22 protein-coding genes and 1 riboswitch are annotated in these 20,954 nt (G+C 65.9%); of the genes, 1 reads left to right on the top strand and 21 read right to left on the bottom strand.

From position 1 onward, the window contains the following. Positions 1 to 56: 56 nt before the first annotated feature. The 6 genes from mntP to AC1DJH_RS05745 form a co-directional block, all read right to left on the bottom strand. On the bottom strand, positions 57 to 626 hold the full coding sequence (gene mntP / locus AC1DJH_RS05770; RefSeq protein WP_472112261.1) for a manganese efflux pump MntP: 570 nt from the start codon (positions 624 to 626) through the stop codon (positions 57 to 59). 14 nt (positions 627 to 640) lie between these two features. Then, a riboswitch (yybP-ykoY riboswitch) is annotated at positions 641 to 811 on the bottom strand. Between the two features lie 123 nt (positions 812 to 934). Beyond that, positions 935 to 1,138: a hypothetical protein gene (locus AC1DJH_RS05765; RefSeq protein WP_472112264.1), complete on the bottom strand. Its 204-nt coding sequence runs from the start codon at positions 1,136 to 1,138 to the stop codon at positions 935 to 937. Between the two features lie 207 nt (positions 1,139 to 1,345). After that, complete coding sequence (cysS, locus tag AC1DJH_RS05760) at positions 1,346 to 2,719, bottom strand: cysteine--tRNA ligase (protein WP_478185025.1); 1,374 nt, start codon at positions 2,717 to 2,719, stop codon at positions 1,346 to 1,348. A gap of 183 nt (positions 2,720 to 2,902) precedes the next feature. Further along, a complete protein-coding gene (locus tag AC1DJH_RS05755) occupies positions 2,903 to 3,550 on the bottom strand; it encodes an ATP-binding protein (protein ID WP_478185024.1) in 648 nt (215 codons plus the stop codon). After that, positions 3,543 to 4,133: a hypothetical protein gene (locus AC1DJH_RS05750; protein ID WP_478185023.1), complete on the bottom strand. Its 591-nt coding sequence runs from the start codon at positions 4,131 to 4,133 to the stop codon at positions 3,543 to 3,545. Before AC1DJH_RS05750 ends, AC1DJH_RS05755 begins: the two co-directional genes overlap by 8 nt. After that, the gene (locus tag AC1DJH_RS05745; protein ID WP_478185022.1) at positions 4,130 to 5,086 is read right to left on the bottom strand and encodes a LysR substrate-binding domain-containing protein; all 957 of its coding nucleotides are present in this window, start codon (positions 5,084 to 5,086) and stop codon (positions 4,130 to 4,132) included. Before AC1DJH_RS05745 ends, AC1DJH_RS05750 begins: the two co-directional genes overlap by 4 nt. Positions 5,087 to 5,220: 134 nt before the next feature. On the opposite strand from AC1DJH_RS05745, the gene AC1DJH_RS05740 reads away from it, so the two are divergent. Then, the gene (locus AC1DJH_RS05740; protein ID WP_478185021.1) at positions 5,221 to 5,889 is read left to right on the top strand and encodes an FMN-dependent NADH-azoreductase; all 669 of its coding nucleotides are present in this window, start codon (positions 5,221 to 5,223) and stop codon (positions 5,887 to 5,889) included. 12 nt (positions 5,890 to 5,901) lie between these two features. On the opposite strand, the gene AC1DJH_RS05735 is transcribed toward AC1DJH_RS05740, so the two are convergent. The 15 genes from AC1DJH_RS05735 to AC1DJH_RS05665 form a co-directional block, all read right to left on the bottom strand. Continuing rightward, a complete protein-coding gene (locus tag AC1DJH_RS05735; protein ID WP_472112272.1) occupies positions 5,902 to 6,807 on the bottom strand; it encodes an SDR family oxidoreductase in 906 nt (301 codons plus the stop codon). Positions 6,808 to 6,913: 106 nt separating this feature from the next. Next, complete coding sequence (locus tag AC1DJH_RS05730; RefSeq protein WP_478185020.1) at positions 6,914 to 7,852, bottom strand: glutathione S-transferase family protein; 939 nt, start codon at positions 7,850 to 7,852, stop codon at positions 6,914 to 6,916. Between the two features lie 35 nt (positions 7,853 to 7,887). Further along, positions 7,888 to 8,904, bottom strand: a complete 1,017-nt coding sequence (locus AC1DJH_RS05725) for an NADP-dependent oxidoreductase (RefSeq protein ID WP_478185019.1) — start codon at positions 8,902 to 8,904, stop codon at positions 7,888 to 7,890. Positions 8,905 to 8,929: 25 nt separating this feature from the next. Continuing rightward, positions 8,930 to 9,394 (bottom strand): PaaI family thioesterase, encoded by a 465-nt coding sequence (locus AC1DJH_RS05720; RefSeq protein WP_478185018.1) that lies wholly within the window; start codon positions 9,392 to 9,394, stop codon positions 8,930 to 8,932. Position 9,395: 1 nt separating this feature from the next. Continuing rightward, positions 9,396 to 10,190 carry an SDR family oxidoreductase gene (locus AC1DJH_RS05715; RefSeq protein WP_478185017.1) on the bottom strand — a complete coding sequence of 265 codons (795 nt, stop codon included), beginning with the start codon at positions 10,188 to 10,190 and terminating at the stop codon, positions 9,396 to 9,398. Between the two features lie 34 nt (positions 10,191 to 10,224). Further along, positions 10,225 to 10,527 (bottom strand): Dabb family protein, encoded by a 303-nt coding sequence (locus AC1DJH_RS05710; RefSeq protein WP_478185016.1) that lies wholly within the window; start codon positions 10,525 to 10,527, stop codon positions 10,225 to 10,227. A gap of 23 nt (positions 10,528 to 10,550) precedes the next feature. Beyond that, the gene (locus tag AC1DJH_RS05705) at positions 10,551 to 10,829 is read right to left on the bottom strand and encodes a hypothetical protein (RefSeq protein ID WP_478185015.1); all 279 of its coding nucleotides are present in this window, start codon (positions 10,827 to 10,829) and stop codon (positions 10,551 to 10,553) included. Next, positions 10,829 to 12,682 carry an acyl-CoA dehydrogenase gene (locus AC1DJH_RS05700; RefSeq protein ID WP_478185014.1) on the bottom strand — a complete coding sequence of 618 codons (1,854 nt, stop codon included), beginning with the start codon at positions 12,680 to 12,682 and terminating at the stop codon, positions 10,829 to 10,831. The genes AC1DJH_RS05705 and AC1DJH_RS05700 overlap by 1 nt, the downstream gene beginning before the upstream one ends. Then, on the bottom strand, positions 12,679 to 13,158 hold the full coding sequence (locus tag AC1DJH_RS05695) for a PaaI family thioesterase (protein WP_478185013.1): 480 nt from the start codon (positions 13,156 to 13,158) through the stop codon (positions 12,679 to 12,681). The genes AC1DJH_RS05700 and AC1DJH_RS05695 overlap by 4 nt, the downstream gene beginning before the upstream one ends. Before the next feature lie 2 nt (positions 13,159 to 13,160). After that, positions 13,161 to 14,336: an acetyl-CoA C-acyltransferase gene (locus AC1DJH_RS05690; protein WP_472112292.1), complete on the bottom strand. Its 1,176-nt coding sequence runs from the start codon at positions 14,334 to 14,336 to the stop codon at positions 13,161 to 13,163. A gap of 40 nt (positions 14,337 to 14,376) precedes the next feature. After that, positions 14,377 to 15,852, bottom strand: a complete 1,476-nt coding sequence (locus AC1DJH_RS05685; protein ID WP_478185012.1) for a M20 family peptidase — start codon at positions 15,850 to 15,852, stop codon at positions 14,377 to 14,379. A 28-nt stretch (positions 15,853 to 15,880) separates the two neighbouring features. After that, positions 15,881 to 17,986, bottom strand: a complete 2,106-nt coding sequence (locus AC1DJH_RS05680; protein WP_478185011.1) for a 3-hydroxyacyl-CoA dehydrogenase NAD-binding domain-containing protein — start codon at positions 17,984 to 17,986, stop codon at positions 15,881 to 15,883. Between the two features lie 147 nt (positions 17,987 to 18,133). After that, on the bottom strand, positions 18,134 to 18,829 hold the full coding sequence (locus AC1DJH_RS05675; protein WP_116909044.1) for an ABC transporter ATP-binding protein: 696 nt from the start codon (positions 18,827 to 18,829) through the stop codon (positions 18,134 to 18,136). Between the two features lie 4 nt (positions 18,830 to 18,833). Then, positions 18,834 to 19,604 (bottom strand): ABC transporter ATP-binding protein, encoded by a 771-nt coding sequence (locus AC1DJH_RS05670; protein ID WP_435440303.1) that lies wholly within the window; start codon positions 19,602 to 19,604, stop codon positions 18,834 to 18,836. Further along, positions 19,601 to 20,950 (bottom strand): branched-chain amino acid ABC transporter permease, encoded by a 1,350-nt coding sequence (locus tag AC1DJH_RS05665; RefSeq protein ID WP_478185010.1) that lies wholly within the window; start codon positions 20,948 to 20,950, stop codon positions 19,601 to 19,603. Before AC1DJH_RS05665 ends, AC1DJH_RS05670 begins: the two co-directional genes overlap by 4 nt. Positions 20,951 to 20,954: the final 4 nt, after the last annotated feature.

Genomic DNA, 20,954 nt, shown 5'->3' with positions numbered 1-20,954 from the left:
CGATGCGGCACGCGCGCGCAAGCGCGTGCAGCCCGGTGAAGCCGTTCAGCCTGGGCTCAAGCCAAGCCGTTCAGGTGCTCGTAAAGAATGAAGAACCCGATCCCGATCAGCACCACGCCGCCCAGGATCTCGGCGCGCTTGCCGATCACCGCGCCCAGCACGCGCCCCACCATCACGCCGAGGGTCACCATCGTCATCGTCGCCAGCCCGATGGCCAGCGCGGTCCACGCGATGTTGACGTTGATGAAGGCCAGCCCGACACCCACCGCCATGGCGTCGATGCTCGTGGCGAAGCCGGTGATCGCGAGCGTCCAGAAGGAGTTGCGGCTCGGCTTGTCATCGACGGCGTCGGGTGCGCCGAAGCCCGCCCAGATCATGCGCAGGCCCAGCACGCTGAGCAGCGTGACCGCGATCCAGTGGTCCCATTTCGCGACGTAGCTCGCGGCGGCCAGGCCCGCCGCCCAGCCGATGACCGGCGTGATCGCCTCGATGACGCCGAAGATGAGTCCGGTGCGCAGGGCCTCGCGCCAGGAAGGTTTGCGCAGGGCTGCGCCTTTGCCGACAGCGGCGGCGAACGCATCCGTCGACATGGCGAATGCAAGGAGGATCGTGGAGGCAAGGTTCATTTTGGGAGTAGCAGGCAAGGCCGGTTCAAGACGCCGCGGCACACGAACCCGCCGGCCAAGGCCGCGTTCGTGCACCGCTGGTCTCGCCAACCTTTCGGCTGCTCACGCCACGGTCGCAGGGTGCGAACCGAGTATGTTGACGTGAGCGCTTCCGAAGTCCGGAAGCCGGCTACTCCCCAAGGGAGCGGCGATTCTAGTGGGCCGGTTGCACGGCCCGTGTGACAGCGACTGCTTTGGCGGCAGGGTCTTGGCCGTGCCCGCAAAAAAGCCTCCCGAAGGAGGCTCTCGAAGCGAAGGAACCGGGCCCGTCAGTCCTTCTTTGTCAGCAGCGTCTTCACGACGTACCCGTCGCGGTACACACCTTCGATGGTTCCGCCGTCCACACGGTCGGTGGCATGCGCTGCCACGAACTTTTCCTCGCCCATGCGGTAGACCACGATGGTGCATGACGAGCGCTTGCTGAGGGTGCGGGCAACGCCTGTGGCCTGGCGCAGGGTCGGGTATGTCTCCATGAGGATCCTTGTCTGTTTTATGCCTTGAATAGTAGTCTTTAGGTAGTTAAAACTCTTACAAAATTGTTTCAAGGCGCCAACGGCTTCAAACACGAATCCTTCATTTTTGTGACTTTGTTGCTGGCTTGGGCTGAATGGTTGGGCTTGTTGCCCTGGCGCAACTTGACAGCCGTCTTCGCAAAAAGGCGCCGTCCTCCCTTCTCCATGTCAGATCGGACTCGGCTGCTGTCCGTTAGCGCCATCCTCCACCTGCCAGCCCAGCGCCCTCAACGCATCACGAAGACGATCGGCCTGCACCCAGTCTTTGTCGGCACGCGCCACCTGGCGTTCGGCAAGCAACGCGGCAACCTCCGCGGGCATACGGTGCGGCTGCGGCGTCCAATGACCCACGCGCAACCCGAGCACGGTATCGAAATGGTCGAAAGTGGCGCGTCGGACCTCCGGCGGCAAATTGCCCCTGACCAGCTCCCACACGACGGCCAACGCGCGCGGCAGGTTCAAGTCCTGGTTCACCTCGGCGTCGAAACGGGCGACGAAGTCACCATTGGCCGCTCCGCCCCGAGGCCAGCTCGCGTAGGCCCTGCGCAGCCTGTCCAGTGCCGACTGTGCCGCGTTCATCGCCTCTTCGGTGAAACGCAAGGTGCTTCGGTAGTGCGCGGTCAGGCACAGGTAGCGATAGGCCATCGGGTCGATGCCCTTGTCGATCAATGTCTGAAGGCGCAGGAAGCCGCCGTCCGCCTTGGCCATCTTCCTGTCGTCCAGCGTGAGAAAGTGCCCGTGCATCCAGAAATTGGCAAGCCGGGTGCCGTGGCAGGCCTGCGTCTGCGCAATCTCATTGCTGTGGTGCACCGCGACGTGGTCTTCGCCACCGCAATGAATGTCGAACCACGGCCCCAGCAGCGCGGCCGACATGGCCGAGCATTCGATGTGCCAGCCGGGAAAGCCGCGCCCCCAGGGGCTGTCCCATTCCATTTGCCGATGGGCGCCCGCCGGACTGAACTTCCAGAGCGCGAAGTCCGAGATGCTGCGCTTCTCACCCATCGCAACGCGTGTTCCGGCTCGCAGGCCTTCGCGGTCCAGCCGGGCCAGGTGGCCATAGTCGTCGTGTCGCGTGGTGTCGAAGTAGAGGCCGTCGGCGGTCTGGTAGGTGTAGCCCTTGCGCTCCAGCTCGCTGATGAACGCCACCTGCTCGGGGATGTAGCCCGTGGCACGCGGCCAGGCCGTGGGCTCCAGCAGATTCAGAGCCCGCCAGTCGGCCTGGAACGCAGCGGTGTAGCGCTGCGCGATAGCCCAAGCGGACTCTCCGGCGCGCCGGCTTCCCTTCTCCATCTTGTCTTCGCCCTCGTCGGCGTCGGACACGAGGTGGCCGACGTCGGTGATGTTCACCACATGCCGCACGGCGTACCCGTTCAGCTCGAGCACACGGCGCAACACGTCCTCGAACACGTAGGTTCGCAGGTTGCCGATGTGCGCGTGGTCGTACACCGTCGGTCCGCAGCAATACAGTCCCACGTGGCTGGGCTGCAAGGGAGCGAATGGCCGCACGGCGCGCGACCAGGTGTCGTACAGGGCAAGGGACATGCGAGCTTTCGTGATGCCGGAAGAAACGCAGACAACAAAAAGGCCACCGGTCTTGCAACGGGTGGCCATCGAGGATGCGGACGTGAACAGATTCGCTAGCCGCAAGCACTCCATGGCACGCTGAAACAGCATGCGCGCACGAGGCGAGAGGGCAAGGATGCGGGAGTGAACACGAAGGCGATGCTAGCGCTCGATGGTGGGCTGGTCAAACGCTGCGCTCCCATATTCCACTGAAATCGCCAGGCCCTGGAAGCGAGCGTGCAGCGCATCGATGGCATGGCGCAGTGCCGCTTCGCGAGGAACGACGTCCCGAAGAATGCTTGCGTCCAGCGTGAAGCACAGCCGCGTTCCGTCCCGGCGCTCGGTTGGCCGAAGCGCAGATGAATCGACCAACTCGCCGCGCTCGAAACGCAGCGACGTGGACATGCCTGCGTCGTCGATCTCCGCGGTCAATTCACTGCACACCGCATTGAGAACGGCAAGCCCGATCCGGCAGAACTCGGAGCCCACCTCGAGGTGACGCTTGCGCGAATGGCAGGCCGCATGCACCCTGAGAAAGACCTCGGCGACAGTCCACTGCGGATGTTCCGAGTCGGGCTCCAGTGGCATCCCGCTGTCGTACCGGACCTCAACGCGCGGTCCCTCCACGCGCAGCAGGACGGCGGTACAGCGGCTGTCCATTGCATCGTCGATAGCATGGCACAACGACTGCATCGTCAGCGTTGCGGTGACGTCAGGATCCTCCGCGTCGAAGTACATGTGTGTGCGGCGGCGCACCGCTTCGGCACTGGTCAGGATTTCAATCTCGTGGGGCGAAAAGTCTTCACTCATGGGTCTCATCTCTTTCCTCGCAATCGGCCACGCTTCCAGCGTCGACCACATACGCCTCCTCCAGATCGCGACGCATCATCAACCGCAATACCGACCCGGAGACATGGTCGCAACGCAGAAACTGAGAGACTTCCGCTTGATACGCGAAACCAGGCTCTTTCTTCGGCGACGTTCGCGCGCGCAGTCGCCGCTGTTCAGCGATCGCATCGAATGCGCTCTGGCTGACGTGCACAAGGTTGGCAAGACGGTACTGAAGCCTGCCCAGCGTCCAGAACGGACGACGATGAATCGGCACAACCCAATCGCCGATGACGATCGGCTGGCCGAAAAAGAAATTCCAGATGCTCAGAAGCGCCTCATCGAGCGTCGCGTACTCGGCGTGGAAATCATCCGGTCCAGGTCCGGGCACACAGTCCCATCGGACCACGGTCCAGCGACTTGCCAGGCGATTCATTTCAAGCGTGTCACCCTCCTCTTTCCAGACCCTCAGCCGCTCGTTCGGAATGAGCACTGAAACCTCGATGCCTCGCTCGGTCAAGGATTTTCTTGCGGCTAGAAACTCGCGCTCGTCTACCTGCGTCATGGCTTGCGTGCGCCTCCTGTTGCACCCGCCTTGAAGGGCTTTTCTTCGACTGAAGCGATCGCATCCAGCGGCGCCAGCCCCTTCACCCACTCGAACACCGCCGCCACGGCCGGCTCCGAACGCCGCGCCTGCGGACACACGAGGAAGAACGGCAGCCCCGGCAACCGCGGCCCGAACGGCTGCACGAGGTTGCCCGCGCGCAGTTCGTCGGCGATCAGCGCAAGGCTCATCAGCGCCACGCCCTGCCCCTGCAGCGCGGCCGACACGGTGTGCGTCTCGTCGGAGAACACCGGCCCCGCGGACACGTCGAGGCCCGGCACCTGCGCCTCCTGCTGCCACTCGCGCCAGGTGCCGGGCTGGTTCCTGCTGCGGGGCAGCGAAAAGTGCAGCAGCGCATGCCGCGCCAGGTCGCCGCGCCGGCGCAGCTTCAGCGCGGGGCTGCAGGCCGGCGCAAAGACGTTGTCGAACAGCTTCTCCGCCACCATGCCGGGCCATTGCCCCTTGCCATAGCGGATGGCGATGTCGGCGGTGACGCCGTCGAGCGCAACCGACTCGTGCGACGCATGGATGCGCAGGTCCAGCCGTGGATGCTTTTCGCGCAGGCTGCTCACGCGCGGCAACAGCCAGCGCGCGGCCACGGCCGGTGTGGCCGACAGCGTGATCGCCCGGCGGCGGGGCGGTGCGCGCAACCGCGCCACCGCATTTGCCATGGCATCGAACGATTCGCCCAGCACCGCCTGCAGTTCGCGGCCCTGCGGCGTGAGCACCAGTTGCCTCGGCTGGCGGATGAAGAGCGCCACGCCGAGCGATTCTTCGAGCTGGCGCACCTGGTGGCTGACGGCGGTGGGTGTCACCGAAAGCTCGCTCGCCGCGAGCTTGGCGCTGCAGTGCCGCGCGGCGGCCTCGAAAGCGCGCAGCGACGCCAGCGGCGGGAGTTGGCGGGGGTTGTCCATGAATGAATTCAATTTTTAGCAGCGCAAAGAAATCGTCGTTTGTCACGCTCTAGATGCTTGGGTAGATTGAGAACCATGTCAAGCAGACAGCTGAATCCACTTCATCCATCGACTCCGTCAACGAGGACCGCACCATGACCACCCTGCTCCACATCGACGCCAGCGCCCGCCCCGGCCGTTCGGGCACGCACGTGCACGGCTCGCATTCGCGCCGGCTGAGCCACCATTTCGTGTCGACCTGGCGCGCCGCGCGGCCAGACGATGAAGTGATCTACCGCGACATAGGCGCCACGCCGCCGGGCCACATCACCGGTGAATGGATCGCGGCGGGCTACACGCCGGCCGCCGGGCGCGAGCCGTGGATGCATGCGGTGCTTGAAGAAAGCGATGCGCTGATCGCGGAACTCCGCCGTGCGGACGTGTTGGTGATCGGGGTGCCGATGTACAACTTCGGGATGCCGGCGCCGCTGAAGGCATGGATCGACAACATCGTGCGCATCGGCGCGACCTTCGACTTCGACCGCAGCCGCGAGAACCCCTATGTGCCGCTGCTGGCCGAACGCCATCGCCTCACGGTGCTGCTCGCGTCATGCGGCAGCAGCGGCTACGGGCCGGGCGGCTTCCAGGCCAGCATGGACCTGCTGACGCCCGGCATCGCGAGCCCGCTGGCGCTGCTCGGGCTCACGGACATGCACAGCGTGACCGTCGAGCATGCCGAGGACCCCGGCGACCTGTTCCAACAGTCGATGGCCGCCGCGCTCACCCGCGTCCAGACGCTGGTGGACGGGTTGCAGGGCTCCTGAAGAAGCAGCGGTTCAAGCCGAGCGCAATTGCTCGCGCAGCTTCTGCCCGATCTCGGGCCGCTCCATGAACGGGTCGGCCGGGTTGCTGCCCGACACGATGTTCTCCATGCGGCTGCGCACGTTGCCCAGCGCCTTCGGGTGGCTGTACACGTAGAACTGGTTGGCGGTGATGGCGTCGAACACCTTGGCCGCCACTTCGGCCGCCGTGATCTTGCCGCTGCTCACCGCCTTGTTGCTCATGGCCTGGCCGATGAGCTGGCTCTTGGTGAGCTCGCTGTCCTTGGGCGCATTGGGCCGGTTGCGCTCGCTGCTGGTGATGCCGGTGGGCACGAAGTACGGGCACAGCAGGCTCGCGCCGATCTGGTCGGTGACGAGGTTCAGGTCCTGGTACATCGTTTCGGTCAGGCTCACCACGGCCGCCTTGGCCGCGTTGTAGATGCCCATGTTCGGCGGCGTGAGCAGCCCGGCCATGCTGGCGGTGTTGGTGATGTGGCCGCGGTAGGCCGGGTCCTTGGCGGCGGCCTCGAGCATCATCGGCGTGAACAGGCGCACGCCGTGGATCACGCCCCACAGGTCCACGCCCAGCACCCACTCCCAGTCGGCCACGGTGTTTTCCCACACCAGGCCGCCGGCGCCCACGCCCGCGTTGTTGAACACGAAGTGCGGCGCGCCGAAGCGTTCCTTCACGGCGGCGGCCAGTGCTTCCATCTGCGCGGCGTCGGACACGTCGACCTTGCGCGCCAGCACCTGCGCACCGGCGGCTTCCATCTCGGCCTGGGCCTTGTCGAGTGCGTCCTGCTGCACATCGACCAGCACGAGGTTCATGCCGCGTGCCGCGCCGATGCGCGCGCATTCGAGGCCGAAGCCCGAGCCCGCGCCGGTGAGTACGGCCGTCTTGCCCTTGAAGTCCTGAATCATTTGCCGGTGTCCTTCTGTTGAATGTCTCTGACGTTGGAGCTGCCATTGAAATACGGAACGCGCGCGAGCGCAGTCACGAAGGTGCCCCGGCCGGGCGATCGCGATGTCAGGCGTCCGCTTTCTTCAGCACGTAGCCGATGCGCGGGAAGTGCACGTGCACCGTGCCCACGCGCTCGTCGCTGCGCTCCAGCGTGTAGTGAGTGCGCGTGGCCGCGACCAGCGTGCCTGGCGTTTCCTCGAGGCCGAAGCTTTCGGCGCGAATGGTGACGGCCGTACCGAGCGGAATGCCGTGGTCGTCCTGGAAGGTGCTGTCGGTCAGCAGCGAGTGCGGCGTGGCGGCCTTGGCCACGGCGATGGCCTCGTCGCTGGTGAACTTCTCGGGCACGCCGTGGCCGATGGCGGCCATGCGGTCCATCCAGTCGACCACCGCGGGCGTGAGGTCGAGGATGGTGCGCACCGACTCGATGCGGCGCGTGTACCAGAGCGGGTGGTAGGCCGAGAAGTCGGCGATGCTGGGCACCTCGCCCAGCAGGAAGGGCTTGTCGTCGAGCATGTCCGACAGGCGGCGCAGGTACGACTTGTAGGCGCTGGTGGCGTCGGCCGGGCGCAGCCGGGTCATGTTGCCTGCGCTCATCTTGCCGCGGTCTTCACCGAAGGCCTTCAGCGCCTCGGGCGGGGCCTTGGCGAACACTTCGGCCGCACCCCTGGGCTGCAGGTTCCAGGCCATGGCGGCCCAGAACAGCGTGGTGTCGGCCCACTGCGCGAGGATGCGCGACATGCCCTTCTCGGGCTCCGGGTAGAGCGTGGGTTCGGGCGCCAGGTGCTCCAGCACATCGGCGATGAGCGCGCTGTCGCAGTACATGTCGGCGCCGATCTGCAGGAACGGCGTCTTGCGGTAGCCGCCGGTGAGCACTTCCACGTCGGGCTTGGGCATGATCGGCGGGATGAAGACCGACTTCCACGGCAGCTTCTTGGCACCGAGGATGAGCCGCACCTTCTCCGAGAACGGCGATGTCAGGTAGTGGTGAAGGATGAGGTCTGCCATGGTCGTTCCGGTGAGGTGGTTTTGAAAGAATCGGCTCAGATCAGCTTGACCAGTTGCTTGCCGAAGTTCTTGCCCTTCAGCAGCCCCAGGAAGGCCTCGGGCGCCGCCTCGATGCCCTGCGCAACCGACTCGCGCGGCTTGAGCTTGCCGCTGCCCACCAGCCCACCGAGCTCGGCCAGCGCCTCGGGCCACACCTCCATGTGCTCGCTGACGATGAAGCCTTCGATCTTCAGGCGGTTGATGAGGATCAGCGCCGGATTCGCGAGCGGCAGCGGCGCGCCGTCGTAGCCGGCGATCATTCCGCACAGCGCCACGCGCGCGAAGGCGTTGCAGCGCAGCAGCACGGCGTCGAAGATGTAGCCGCCCACGTTCTCGAAGTAGCCGTCGATGCCGTTCGGGCAGGCTTCCTTCAAGGCGGCGCTCATGCTCTTGACGTCGGGGTGCTGCTTGTAGTCGATGCATGCGTCGAAGCCGAGTTCGTCGGTCACGTACTTGCACTTGTCGGGGCCGCCCGCGATGCCGACCACGCGCAGGCCGCGTGCCTTGGCCAGCGCGCCGAAGGCGCTGCCGACCGCGCCGCTGGCCGCCGTGATGACCACGGTTTCGCCGGCCTTGGGCGCAATGATCTTCACCAGGCCGTACCAGGCGGTGACGCCGGGCATGCCGACCGCGCCGAGGTAGTGCGACAGCGGCACGTGCGTGGTGTCGACCTTCTTCAGCGCGCCGGGCTGCGAGGCATCGATCACGCTGTATTCCTGCCAGCCGCCGAAGCCGACCACCTTGTCGCCCACGGCGTACTTGGGGTGCTTGCTCTCGACCACTTCGCCGACGGTGCCGCCCTGGAACACCTGGCCCACGGGCTGGTTGGCGGTGTAGCTCTTCGAGTCGTTCATGCGCCCGCGCATGTACGGGTCGAGGCTCATGTAGTGGTGGCGCACCAGCACCTGGTTGTCATTGAGCGCGGGCGTCTCGCTCGTGACGAGCTTGAAGTTGGAGGCCGTGGCCTCGCCTTCGGGGCGGTTGTCGAGATGGATCTGCTTGTTGGTGGGCATGAATGGCTCCTGCTGGGAAATGCAATTAATCGGTGGAAGGCGGACGCATCTCGTTGACGCTCGTCGGGCTCGTGGGGAGGCGCCGCTTCACGTACTTGAAGGTGCCGGTGGCATGGGCGCACACGCGCTCGTGCGCGTCGTAGATCCTGGCTTCGGTGAAGGCCAGCGTGGCGGTCCGGTGGATGAGCGTGCCGCGCGCATGGAGCGGGCCGACGGAGGGCTGCATGAAGCTGGTCTTCATCTCGATGGTGACCACGCCGGACTCGGGCGACACGCTGCGCGCGGCGGCGGCCATGGTGATGTCGAGCAGCGTCATGCAGGCACCGCCGTGTGTCACGTCGAAGGTGTTCAGGTGTTCGGGCTTGGCGGTGTACAGGATCTCGGACTCGCCGCCCTCGAACTTCGTCAACTCGAAGCCGAGATGGCGGGCGAACGGAATCTGGCTCGTGTAGGAGCGGATGTTGATGTCGCTGGAATCGGAGGCAGACATCTCAGGCCCCGAGCACCACGCTGACGCCGCCATCCACCGCCATCCACTGGCCGGTGATGTGCTTGCCGGCATCGCTCGCGTACAGCAGCGTGATGCCCTTCAGGTCTTCCTCGTCGCCGAGGCGCCCGAGCGGTGCGGCGGCAGCCATGTTGTCCTCGCCAAGCGACTTGATCAGCCCCGCGGCCATCTTCGTCATGAAGAAGCCCGGGCAGATGGCGTTCACGTTGATGCCGTACCGGCCCCACTCGGCGGCCAGCGTCTTGGTGAAACCGATGACCGCTGTCTTCGAGGTGTTGTAGGCCAGCGTCTGCATGCCCGGGCCGTTGCCGTTGAGGCCGGCGATCGAGGCGATGTTGATGATGCGCCCCGTCTTCTTCGGAATCATGTAGCCGTTGGCGATCTGCTGCGACAGGATGAAGTAGCCGCGCACGTTGAGGTTCATCACCTTGTCCCAGGCCTCGACCGGATGGCTCTCCGCCGGCGCGCCCCAGCTGGCGCCGGCGTTGTTGATGAGGATGTCGACGGCGCCCATGCGCTCCAGCGTCTCGTCGGCCAGGCGGCGGGTGTCTTCTTCCTTCGAGCAGTCGGCGGCGATCCAGCGCGCGTCGATGCCCGCGGCCTGCAGCTCGGCGGCGGCCTGTTCCAGGTCGTCGGCCTTGCGCGAGCTCAGCATGATCTTCGCGCCGGCTTCGCCCAGCGCGTGGGCCATCTGCAGGCCCAGGCCGCGCGAGCCGCCGGTGATGAGTGCGGTCTTGCCGGTGAGGTCGAACAGCTGTTTGATGTTGCGGGGCGTCATGGGGTGTCTCCGTTGCTTGTGGAAGGGTCGGGGTTCAGGTCTCGTAGTCCATGCACTGGCGGGCTTCGCGAACCGCGCCGATGAAAGGCTTGAGCGCCACGTGCTGCGGATGGTCCGCATAGGCCGCGAGCGCGGCGGCGTCGGTGAATTCGGAGTACAGCACCAGGTCGTAAGTGGCTTCCAGCCCGGGCTGGGCAATGGCCACCTCGAAGCGGTGCGTGCCCGGCGACAGCTTGGCGCAGGCGTCGAGCAGCGCCTTGGCTTTCAGAAGGTTGGTCGCCTTGTCGGCGCCCTCGGCGTGTTCCTTGAACTTCCACATCACGATGTGCTTGAGCATGGCGGGGCCTCGTCGTTCTCTTCTTACTTTTTGGTGCCGGGGGTCACGTTGTCGGGCAGGCGCGAACGCACATAGATCAGCACGAAGCCGACGGCGGCCACGATGGCACCGGGCACGGCGATGGTCCAGCCCAGCGCCGCATCGGTGCGGCCGGTGGCAATGCCGAGGATCATGACGAACAGGCCGCCGTAGATCAGGATCCAGATCCACTTTTCGAGCCGCGCATGCGGCTTCGGCGGCTTGGCGGCGGGGGGCGTGGTGTTCGGGGTGGGGTTGGCGTTCGGCGAATTGTTGATGGCCATCAAAAGGCGTCCTCGGGCAAAGCGGTACAGGTCGGGTCGCGGGTTTCGACCACCTGGAGCCAGGCACCGATTTTGGGCAGCTCGTAGTGGAAGAAATAGTCCGTGGCGCCAATCTTGCCAGCTGTTACCGCCCTCGCCTTTTCACCGTCGATGTCCAGGGCCCTTTGCGCCACGTCGAGCCAGATCCAGGCCAGCACCGTGTGGCCAAAGGCCTGCATGTAGGGCACCGCATTGGCCAGTGCATCCGCCGGGTCGCCGGTGGACCAGGCGGCCTCGGTCGCGCTGCCGATGCGCTGCAGCGCGGCGCCCAGCGCCTTGGCGTGGGCCGCCAGCGACGGCACCTTGGCCGCGCGGCCGATGGTGCCGGTCATGCGCCCGGCCAGCAGCTGCAGGCCACGGCCCTTTTCCATCAGCACCTTGCGGCCCAGCAGGTCGGCCGCCTGGATGCCGTGCGTGCCCTCGTGGATCATGTTCAGCCGGTTGTCGCGCCAGTATTGCTCCACCGGAAAATCGCGCGTGTAGCCGTAGCCGCCGTGCACCTGGATGGCCAGCGAATTCGCCTCCAGGCACCACTCGCTGGGCCAGCTTTTGGCGATGGGCGTGAGCACCTCCAGCAGCAGGCGCGCGTCGTCGGCGGATTGCGCGTCGCCGGTCTTCTGCTCGTCGACCAGGCGTGCGCAGTACAGCTCCAGCGCCAGCGCGCCCTCGCAGTACGACTTTTGCGCGAGCAACATGCGGCGCACGTCGGCGTGCTCGATGATGCGCACCTGCGGCGCGGCCGAGTCCTTGACGACGGCGGTGCCGGCGGTATCCGGCTTCTTCACCAGCCGTCCCTGCGGACGGCTCTTCGCGTATTCGAGCGAGGCGTGGTACCCCGCCATGCCCAGCATGGTGGCCGCCGTGCCGACGCCGATGCGCGCCTCGTTCATCATGTGGAACATGCAGTGCAGGCCCTTGCCGGGCTCGCCGACCAGGTAACCCACCGCACCGGCTTTGCCGTCGACCGGGTACTTGCCCTCGCCGAAGTTCAGCAGCGTGTTGGTGGTGCCGCGCCAGCCCAGCTTGTGGTTCAGGCCCGCCAGCGCCACGTCGTTGCGCTCGCCGGTCAGCGCGCCCTGCGTGTCGACCATGCGCTTGGGCACGATGAACAGCGAAATGCCGCGCGTGCCCGGCACCAGCTTGCCGTTCTCGTCGGGAATCTTGGCCAGCACGATGTGCACGATGTTCTCCGTCAGCTCGTGGTCGCCCGACGAGATCCACATCTTGTTGCCCGTGAGGCGGTAGCGCGGGCCCAGCGGGTCGGCCTGGAAGTCGGCGCCGTCGGGGACGGCGCGCGTGGCCACGTCGCTCAGCGACGAGCCGGCCTGCGGCTCCGACAGGCACATGGTGCCGGCCCAGCGGCCCGAGAACTCGTTCTTGGCGAACACCTCTTTCTGCATCTCGGTGCCGTGCACCATCAGCAGGTTGGCGTTGCCGCTCGTGAGCATGTTGGAGCCGATGCTCACCGAGGCCATCGCGAAGAAGCTGTTGGCCGCGGCCGACAGCGTGTAGGGCAGCTGCATGCCGCCGATGTCGTAGTCCTGCGCGGCGCTCATCATTCCCGACTCGACGAAGGCCTTGTGCGCGTCGTGCGTGGCCTTCGGAAGAACGACCTTCTCGCCGTCGAAGTGCGGCTCTTGCGTGTCCACCGTGCGGTTGAACGGCGCGTATTTCTCACGCGCGATGCGCTCGCAGGTGTCGAGCACCGCGTCGAAGGTTTCGCGCGAGTGATCGGCAAAGCGTTCGCGCTGGTTGAGCGACTCGGCGTCGAGCCAGTCGTAGAGCAGGAAGTCGAGGGTGGAACGCAGGCTCATGGTGTGTCTCTTCGGTCGTCTTGCTTCTTCGGGGAATCGGGCAACTTCGCGATGGTGCCCTGCGCCAGCGCGCAGAGCTTCTCCACGCCATCGGCCAGCACAAAGATCTCGCAGGTGCAGACCGCCTGCGAACTGCCGGTGTGCACGGCCCTGGCACGCGCGACCAGCCGCTCGCCGAGGGCGGGCCGCACGTAGTTGATCTTGAATTCGGAGGTCACCACCGGCACGCGCAGCGCCGTGCCGCCGGCAAAGGTCAGCGCGTTGTCGGCCATGTAGCTCACGATGCCGCCGTGGGCGAATCCGTTCTGCTGCTTGAGCTGCGCGCCGAGCGGCAGCTGGATCTCGGCATGGCCGGGCGCGAGCGCGTGCAGCTGCGCGCCGATCAGCACGCTGAACGGCTGCGATGCGAGCACGCGGCGCCCGTAGGCCAGAACGGCTTCGGGCAAGACCTGCTGGTCGTGGCCCAAGCCGGACATGCTTACAGGACCTCGAACACGCCCGCGGCGCCCATGCCGCCGCCGATGCACATCGTGACCACGACCTTCTTCGCGCCGCGGCGCTTGCCCTCGATGAGCGCATGGCCCGTCAGGCGCTGGCCGCTCACGCCGTAGGGGTGGCCCACCGCGATGGCGCCGCCGTCCACGTTCAGGCGATCGGCTGGAATGCCCAGCTTGTCGCGGCAGTAGATGACCTGCACCGCGAAAGCTTCGTTCAGCTCCCACAGGTCGATGTCGTTGACCGTGAGGCCCAGGCGCTTGAGCACCTTCGGGATGGCGAAGACCGGGCCGATGCCCATTTCGTCGGGCTCGCAGCCGGCCACGGCGAAGCCGAGGAAGCGGCCCAGGGGCTTCAGGCCCTTCTGCTCGGCGTACTTTTCGTCGACCACCACGCAGGCGCCGCCGCCATCGGAGAACTGGCTGGCATTGCCGGCCGAGATCAGGCCGCCGGGCATGGCCGGGCGGATGCCGCTGATGCCTTCCTTGGTGGTGCCCGCACGAATGCCTTCGTCGTTCTCGACGGTGACTTCCTTGGTGCGCAGGCCCAGCACGGGGTCGGCCACGCCGGCCAGCACGGTGATGGGGGCGATTTCTTCCTTGAAGCGGCCGGCTTCCAGCGCGGCCGTGGCCTTCTGCTGGCTGGCGGCGCCGTATTCGTCCATGGCGTCGCGGCCGATGTTGTAGCGCTTGGCGACCTGCTCGGCCGTCTGCAGCATGTTCCAGTAGATCTCGGGCTTGTGCTTCACGAGCCAGGGGTCGGCCAGCATGTGCTTGTTGGCTTCGTTCTGCACGCACGAGATGCTCTCGACGCCGCCGGCCACGTACACCTCGCCTTCGCCCGCGATGATGCGTTGCGCGGCGGTGGCGATGGTCTGCAGGCCCGAGGAGCAGAAGCGGTTGATGGTCATGCCCGAGGTGGTGATGGGCAGGCCGGCGCGCAGCGCGATCTGGCGCGCGATGTTGGAGCCGGTCGCGCCTTCGGGCGTGGCGCAGCCCATGATCACGTCGTCCACCGAGGCGGGGTCGATGCCGGCGCGCTGCACCGCATGCTGCACCGCATGGCCGCCGAGCGTGGCGCCGTGCGTCATGTTGAAGGCACCCTTCCAGCTCTTCGCGAGCGGCGTGCGGGCGGTGGAAACGATGACGGCGCTGGTCATGGTGAGGTCCTTTGAAGATGGAAGGGAAAAGAGCTTGTCGTCATGGCGCCGGAGCAGCGAGGGTGTTGCTCAGGAGCTGGTGATAGAAGCCGATCATCTCGCCGTAGTTGGAGATGGCCAGGCGTTCGTTGTTGCCGTGGAAGCGCGCCAGGTCTTCGGCCTTCACGCGGAACGGCGAGAAGCGGAAGACGGCGTCGCTCACGAGGCTGAAGTGACGCGAGTCGGTCGCGGCGGTCATGAGGCCGGGCGCCACCACCGCGTCGGGAAAGCTCTGGCGCACCGCCTGCCGGATGGCGCGGTAGCCGGTGCTGTCGGTCGACGACACGGGCGACGGCTCGGCGTTGCCGGGGTACTGCTTGATCTTGATGTCGTCGTTGCCCAGAGTCTTGCGCAGGTGCGCTTCGACGCTGGCGAGCGAGTCGCCCGGCAGGATGCGGAAATTGACGGCGGCCTCGGCGCGGCCGGGCAGCACGTTGTCCTTGTTGCCAGCGCGCACGATGGTCAGCGCGGTGGTCGTGCGCAACATCGCGTTGCTGCTCGGGCTTTTCTCGAGCTGGCCGCGCACCAGCGGCTCGGTGAGCCACAGGTTGGACAGCATCACGCGGTTGACGCCGCTCATCTCGGGCGCCAGCGCGCCGAACATCTGGCCGGCCACACCCTGGATGTTGCCGGGCATCGGGTTGGCTTCGAGCCGTGCGAGCGCCGCGCTCATGCTGCCGATGGCGCTGTGCTGCGGTGGCATCGACGAATGGCCGGGGGCCGTATCGAGCGACAGGAAGAAGGTGCCGTAGCCCTTCTCCGCCAGGCCGATGAGTGCCGCGGGCTTGCTCAGGCCCGGCAGCACGCCGTCGAGCACCAGCAGGCCTTCGTCGAGCACCCAGTCCAGGCGCACGTTGCGCGACTTGAGCAGCTCGGCAATGGGCAGCGCGCCGCGCAGACCGCTCACCTCTTCGTCGTCACCCATCACGAGGTAGACGGTTTGCTTCGGCTTGAAGCCTGCGCCGATGAGCAGCTCGATGGCTTCCATCTGCGCGAAAAGATTGCTCTTGTTGTCGAGCGTGCCGCGGCCCCAGATGAAGCCGTCCTTGATCTCGCCCGCGAAGGGGTCGACCGTCCAGGCCTTCTCGGTGCCCGGAGCGATGGGCACCATGTCCTGGTGCGCCATCAGCGCGATGGGCTTGGCTTGCGGATCGGTGCCGGTCCATGTGTAGAGCAGCGCCTTGCTGCCCACGACTTCCTTCTTCAGGGTGGCGTGGACCTTGGGGAATTGCTGCTCGAGGTAGGCGTGCAGCTTGTCGAACTCGGCCAGGTTGGCGGCCGAGTCGTCAAGGCTGGAAACGGTGCGGAACGTGATCGCGGTAGACAGCCGCTTGGCGGCCGCCTGCAGGTCGATGTCCAGCTTGGGGGCTGGCGCCACCGCCAGCTGCTGCGACGGCGTGGTCCAGGTCTTGACCGCCACGGCGGCCACCAGCAACACGATGGCCAGCAGCAGCCCGAGGAAGATGCGTTTCAACATTGGCGGTTTGACCCAGCGCGGTTCAGTCTCAGCTGAAGGACTTGCCTTCGGCCACCAGCTTCTGGATCAGCGGTGCAGGCTGCCAGAACTCGGCGTCGTCGAGCGGGTTCTTCGCAAAGCGCTTCATCGTCTCGGCCACGTTGTACAGGCCGACTTGCGATGCGTAGTGCATCGGGCCGCCGCGCCAGATCGGGAAGCCGTAGCCCGTGAGGTACACCATGTCGATGTCGCCGGACTTCGAGGCGATGCCGTCTTCGAGGATCTGCGCGCCTTCGTTGACCAGCGCGTACACCAGGCGTTGCACGATCTCCTCATCGGAAATCTTGCGCGGCGTGATGCCCAGTTCCTTGCGGTGGTCCTCGATCATCTTGTTGACGAGCTCCGACGGAATCGCGTCGCGCTTGCCGGCCTGGTAGTCGTACCACCCTGCCCCGGTCTTCTGGCCGAAGCGGCCCAGTTCGCAGAGCTTGTCGGCCGTGCGGCTGTACTTCATGTCGGCGCGCTCGGTGGCGCGGCGCTTGCGAATGGCCCAGCCGATGTCGTTGCCGGCCAGGTCGCCCATGCGGAACGGGCCCATGGCAAAGCCGAACTTCTCGATGGCCTTGTCGACCTGCTGCGGCAGCGCGCCTTCGTCCAGCAGAAAGCCCGCCTGGCGCGAGTACTGCTCGATCATGCGGTTGCCGATGAAGCCGTCGCACACGCCGGAGACCACCGCGGTCTTCTTGATCTTCTTGCCAATGGCCATGACCGTGGCCAGCACGTCCTTGCCCGTGGCCTTGCCGCGCACCACTTCGAGCAGCTTCATCACGTTGGCGGGGCTGAAGAAGTGCATGCCGACCACGTCCTGCGGACGGTCGGTGAAGGCGGCGATCTTGTCGACGTCGAGCGTGGATGTGTTCGACGCCAGGATCGCGCCCTTCTTGGCGACGCGGTCGAGCTCCTTGAACACCTTCTCTTTCACGCCCAGCTCTTCGAACACGGCCTCGATGATCAGGTCGGCGTCCTTCAGGTCGTCGTAGCTCAGCGTGGTGCTCAGGAGCGCCATGCGCTGCTCGTACTTGTCCTGCTTGAGCTTGCCCTTCTTGACCTGGGCTTCGTAGTTCTTCTTGATGGTGGCGACGCCACGGTCGAGCGCCTCTTGCTTCATCTCGAGGATCTTGACGGGGATGCCCGCGTTCAGGAAGTTCATCGAGATGCCGCCGCCCATGGTGCCGGCGCCGATGACGCCCACGGCCTTGATGTCGCGCTTGGGCGTGTCTTCGGCCACGTCGGGAATCTTGCTGGCGGCGCGCTCGGCCATGAACAGGTGGCGCAGTGCCAGCGATTCGGGCGTGAACATCAGCGAGGTGAAGATGCGGCGCTCTTCGGCCATGCCGGCGTCGAACTTCAGCTTGGTGGCGGCCTGCACGGCGTCCACGCATTGCAGCGGCGCGGGGTAGTTCTTCGACATGCCGCCGACCATGTTCTTGGCGAACTGGAAGTAGGCGTCGCCTTGCGGATGCTTGCACGGCAGGTTGCGCACCAGCGGATGCGCTTCACCGGTCTTGCCGCCCACGCTCTTGGCGAAGGCCAGGGCCTCTTCGAACACCGATTCGGTCGATGCAGCCAGCCGGTCGAACAGCTTCTGCCCAGGCAGGCTCGCGAGCAGTTCGCTCTTCACGGGCTCGCCGCTGACGATCATGTTCAACGCGGTCTCGACACCGATCACGCGCGGCAGGCGCTGCGTGCCGCCGGCGCCGGGAATGAGGCCCAGCTTGACTTCGGGCAGCGCGACGCTGGTGCCGGGCGCGGCCACGCGGTAGTGGCAACCCAGGGCCAGCTCGAGGCCGCCGCCCATGCACACCGAGTGGATGGCCGCGACGATGGGCTTGGGAGACGCTTCGAGCGCGAGGATCACGCTCAGCAGGTTGGGCTCTTGCAGCGCCTTGGGCGTGCCGAATTCCTTGATGTCCGCACCGCCCGAGAACGCCTTGCCGGCGCCGGTGATGACGATGGCCTTGACGGCGTCGTCGGCATTGGCCTTGGCGAGGCCGTCGGTGATGCCGATGCGCGTCGAGAAGCCGAGACCGTTGACCGGCGGGTTGGTCATGGTGATCACGGCGACGTCGCCGAGCACTTTGTATTCAGCCGTCATGCTGCGTTCCTTGGTGTGTGAAGAAAAAGAAGAAAAAGCACGAGTGTTCTTTTTCGGGGATTTTAGGCTTTTGTCGCGACGCAACAATGGCATGCAGTCGCTGCCGGGACAAGGGGAATCCGGGGCGTGGCCCGGATTCCGGGGGTGTCAAACCTCCAGCCATTCCTTGCGCGTGGTGGCATCCGCGCGCAGGCTGTCGGGCGTGCCGTCGAACACGATGCTGCCGTGGCCCATGACGAGCGCGCGGTCCGAGATCTGCATGGCAATGGTGAGCTTCTGCTCGATCAGCAGCACCGAGATGCCCTTGTCCTTCAGCGTGCGCAGGTACTGCCCCACCAGCTCGACGATCTTGGGCGCAAGGCCTTCGGTCGGCTCGTCGATGATGATCAGGTCGGGGTCGCCCATGAGCGTGCGGCACAGCGTGAGCATCTGCTGCTCGCCGCCCGACAGCACGCCGGCTTCGGTGTGCTGGCGCTCCTTCAGGCGCGGGAACATGCCGTACATGTCGTCGAACTGCCAGCGGCTGCCCTTGCCCGTGCCCTTCTGCCCCAGCAGCAGGTTCTGGTGCACCGTGAGCTTGGGAAAGATGTCGCGGTTCTCGGGCACGTAGCCGATGCCGAAATGTGCGATTTCGTAGGCCTTGCGGCGCAGGATGTCCTGCCCCTTCCAGTGCAGTCCGCCCTCGGCATGCACCAGGCCCATGATGGCCTTGGCGGTGGTCGAGCGGCCCGAGCCGTTGCGCCCCAGCAGTGCGACGATCTCGCCGGGGTTCACGTCGAAGGAAACGCCATGCAGCACATGGCTCTTGCCGTAGTAGGCGTGGATGTCTTGAAGCTTCAGCATGATGTCAGTGTCCCGCCCCTTGCGCATCGGCGACCGACGAGCCCAGGTATGCCTCCTGCACGCGCGCATTGGCACGCACGGCCGCAGGCGAATCGAAGGCGATGATCTCGCCGTACACCACCACCGCGATCTTGTCGGCCAGCCCGAACACCACGCCCATGTCGTGCTCCACCGTCAGCAGCGTCTTGCCGACCGTGACGTGCTTGATCAGCGAGATGAAGTGCGAGGTTTCCGTCTTGCTCATGCCCGCCGTGGGCTCGTCCAGCAGGATGACGTTCGCACCGCCCGCGATTGTCACGCCGATTTCCAGCGCGCGCTGCTCGGCGTACGTGAGGTTCACCGCATGCACGTCGCGCTTCTTCTCCAGCCCGATCTGCTTGATGAGTTCCTCGGTGCGCTCGTTGGCGTCGTCCAGGTTCGACAGAAAGCGCAGGAAGGTGTATTTGTAGCCCAGACTCCACAGCACACCGCAGCGCAGGTTCTCGAACACGCTCAGCTTCGGAAAGATGTTGGTGATCTGGAAACTGCGCGACAGCCCCATGCGGTTGATTTCGTAGGGCTGCTTGCCGTCGATGCGCTGGCCGTTCAGCAGCACCTCGCCGCTGGTGGGCGCCAGGCGCCCGCTGATCAGGTTGAACAGCGTGGACTTGCCCGCGCCGTTCGGCCCGATGATCGCGATGCGCTCGCCCGCGTTCACCGCCAGGTCGACCCCGCGGATGATGTCGGTCTTGCCGAAGCTCTTGCGCAGGCCCTTGAGTTCGAGTGAGTAAGTCATGCCTGTGCAACCTCCCGGCGCTTGATCTCGGCTTCGATTTCTTCCTGCGCCTGGCCCCATGCCTTCGCGAAGCGCCTGCGCACCACCTCGAAGATGCCCAGGCCCACCGCCAGCAGGGCCGCCGCGACGATCCAGCTCGTGGCCGACGACGTGTCGAGCTGCAGCCCCGCGAACGGCACCATGGGCCCGAGCGCTGCGTTGAGCTGCATGTGATAGATCATCTCGACGATGGCCGCGGCACCCGCCAGCATGATGGCCGCGCCGATGAACAGGCCCACGTACAGCAGGTAGAAGCGCTTGATCTTGCCGAACAGCGCCACGCGCATGTTCATCATGATCAGGCTGGCAACGCCGCCGGGCGCGAACATCACCATCAGCAGGAACACCAGGCCCACGTACAGCAGCCAGGCCTTGCTCAGCTCCGACAGCAGCACCAGCGCGAACACCAGCAGCGCCGCGCCGATGATCGGCCCGAAGAAGAAGGTCGCACCGCCCAGGAAGGTGAACAGCAGGTAGCTGCCCGAGCGCAGCCCGTTCAGGCTGTCGGCCGCGTTCACGATCTCGAAGTTGATGGCCGCCAGCCCGCCGCCGATGCCCGCGAAGAAGCCCGCGATGATGAAGGCGAAGTAGCGCACGCGCTGCGTGTTGTAGCCGATGAACTCCACGCGCTCCGGGTTGTCGCGCACCGCGTTCAGCATGCGTCCGAGCGGCGTGCCGGTGAAGGCGAACATCAGCGCGGTGCAGATGAAGCAGTACACCGCGATCAGGTAGTACACCTGGTTCTGCGGCCCGAAGGTGATGCCGAAGAACGACGTGCCGTACACGCGGTTGGTGGTGATGCCGCCTTCGCCGCCGAAGAAGCTGGGGAACATCAGCGCCATGGCGGCCACCAGTTCGCCGAGGCCGAGCGTGATCATCGCGAAGGTGGTGCCCGACTTCTTGGTCGACACATAGCCGAACACCATGGCGAAGAACATGCCGCCCAGCCCGCCCACGAGCGGAATGAGCACCAGCGGAATCGGCAGCTTGCCGGCGCTGGCCAGGTTCATGGTGTGGATGGCGATGAACGAGCCCAGGCCCACGTACACCGCATGCCCGAAGCTGAGCATGCCGCCCTGCCCCAGCAGGATGTTGTAGCTCAGGCAGATGATGATCAGGTAGCCGATCTGCGACAGCATGGTGAGCGCCAGGCTGCTCTTGAAGAGCATCGGCGCCACGATCAGCAGCAGCGCGAACAGCGACCAGATCAGGATGCGGCCGATGTTCAACGGCTTGAAGCGGTAGTACTTCTTCGGCGGGGTGCCGGTGCCGGTGGTCGCGGGGGTGGTTGTGGTTGCGGTGGTCATGGCG

The organism is Variovorax sp. 10N412, assembly GCF_056394985.1.
Note: the sequence above shows the minus strand (reverse complement) of the source record. Positions and strands in the feature narration are given on the sequence as shown.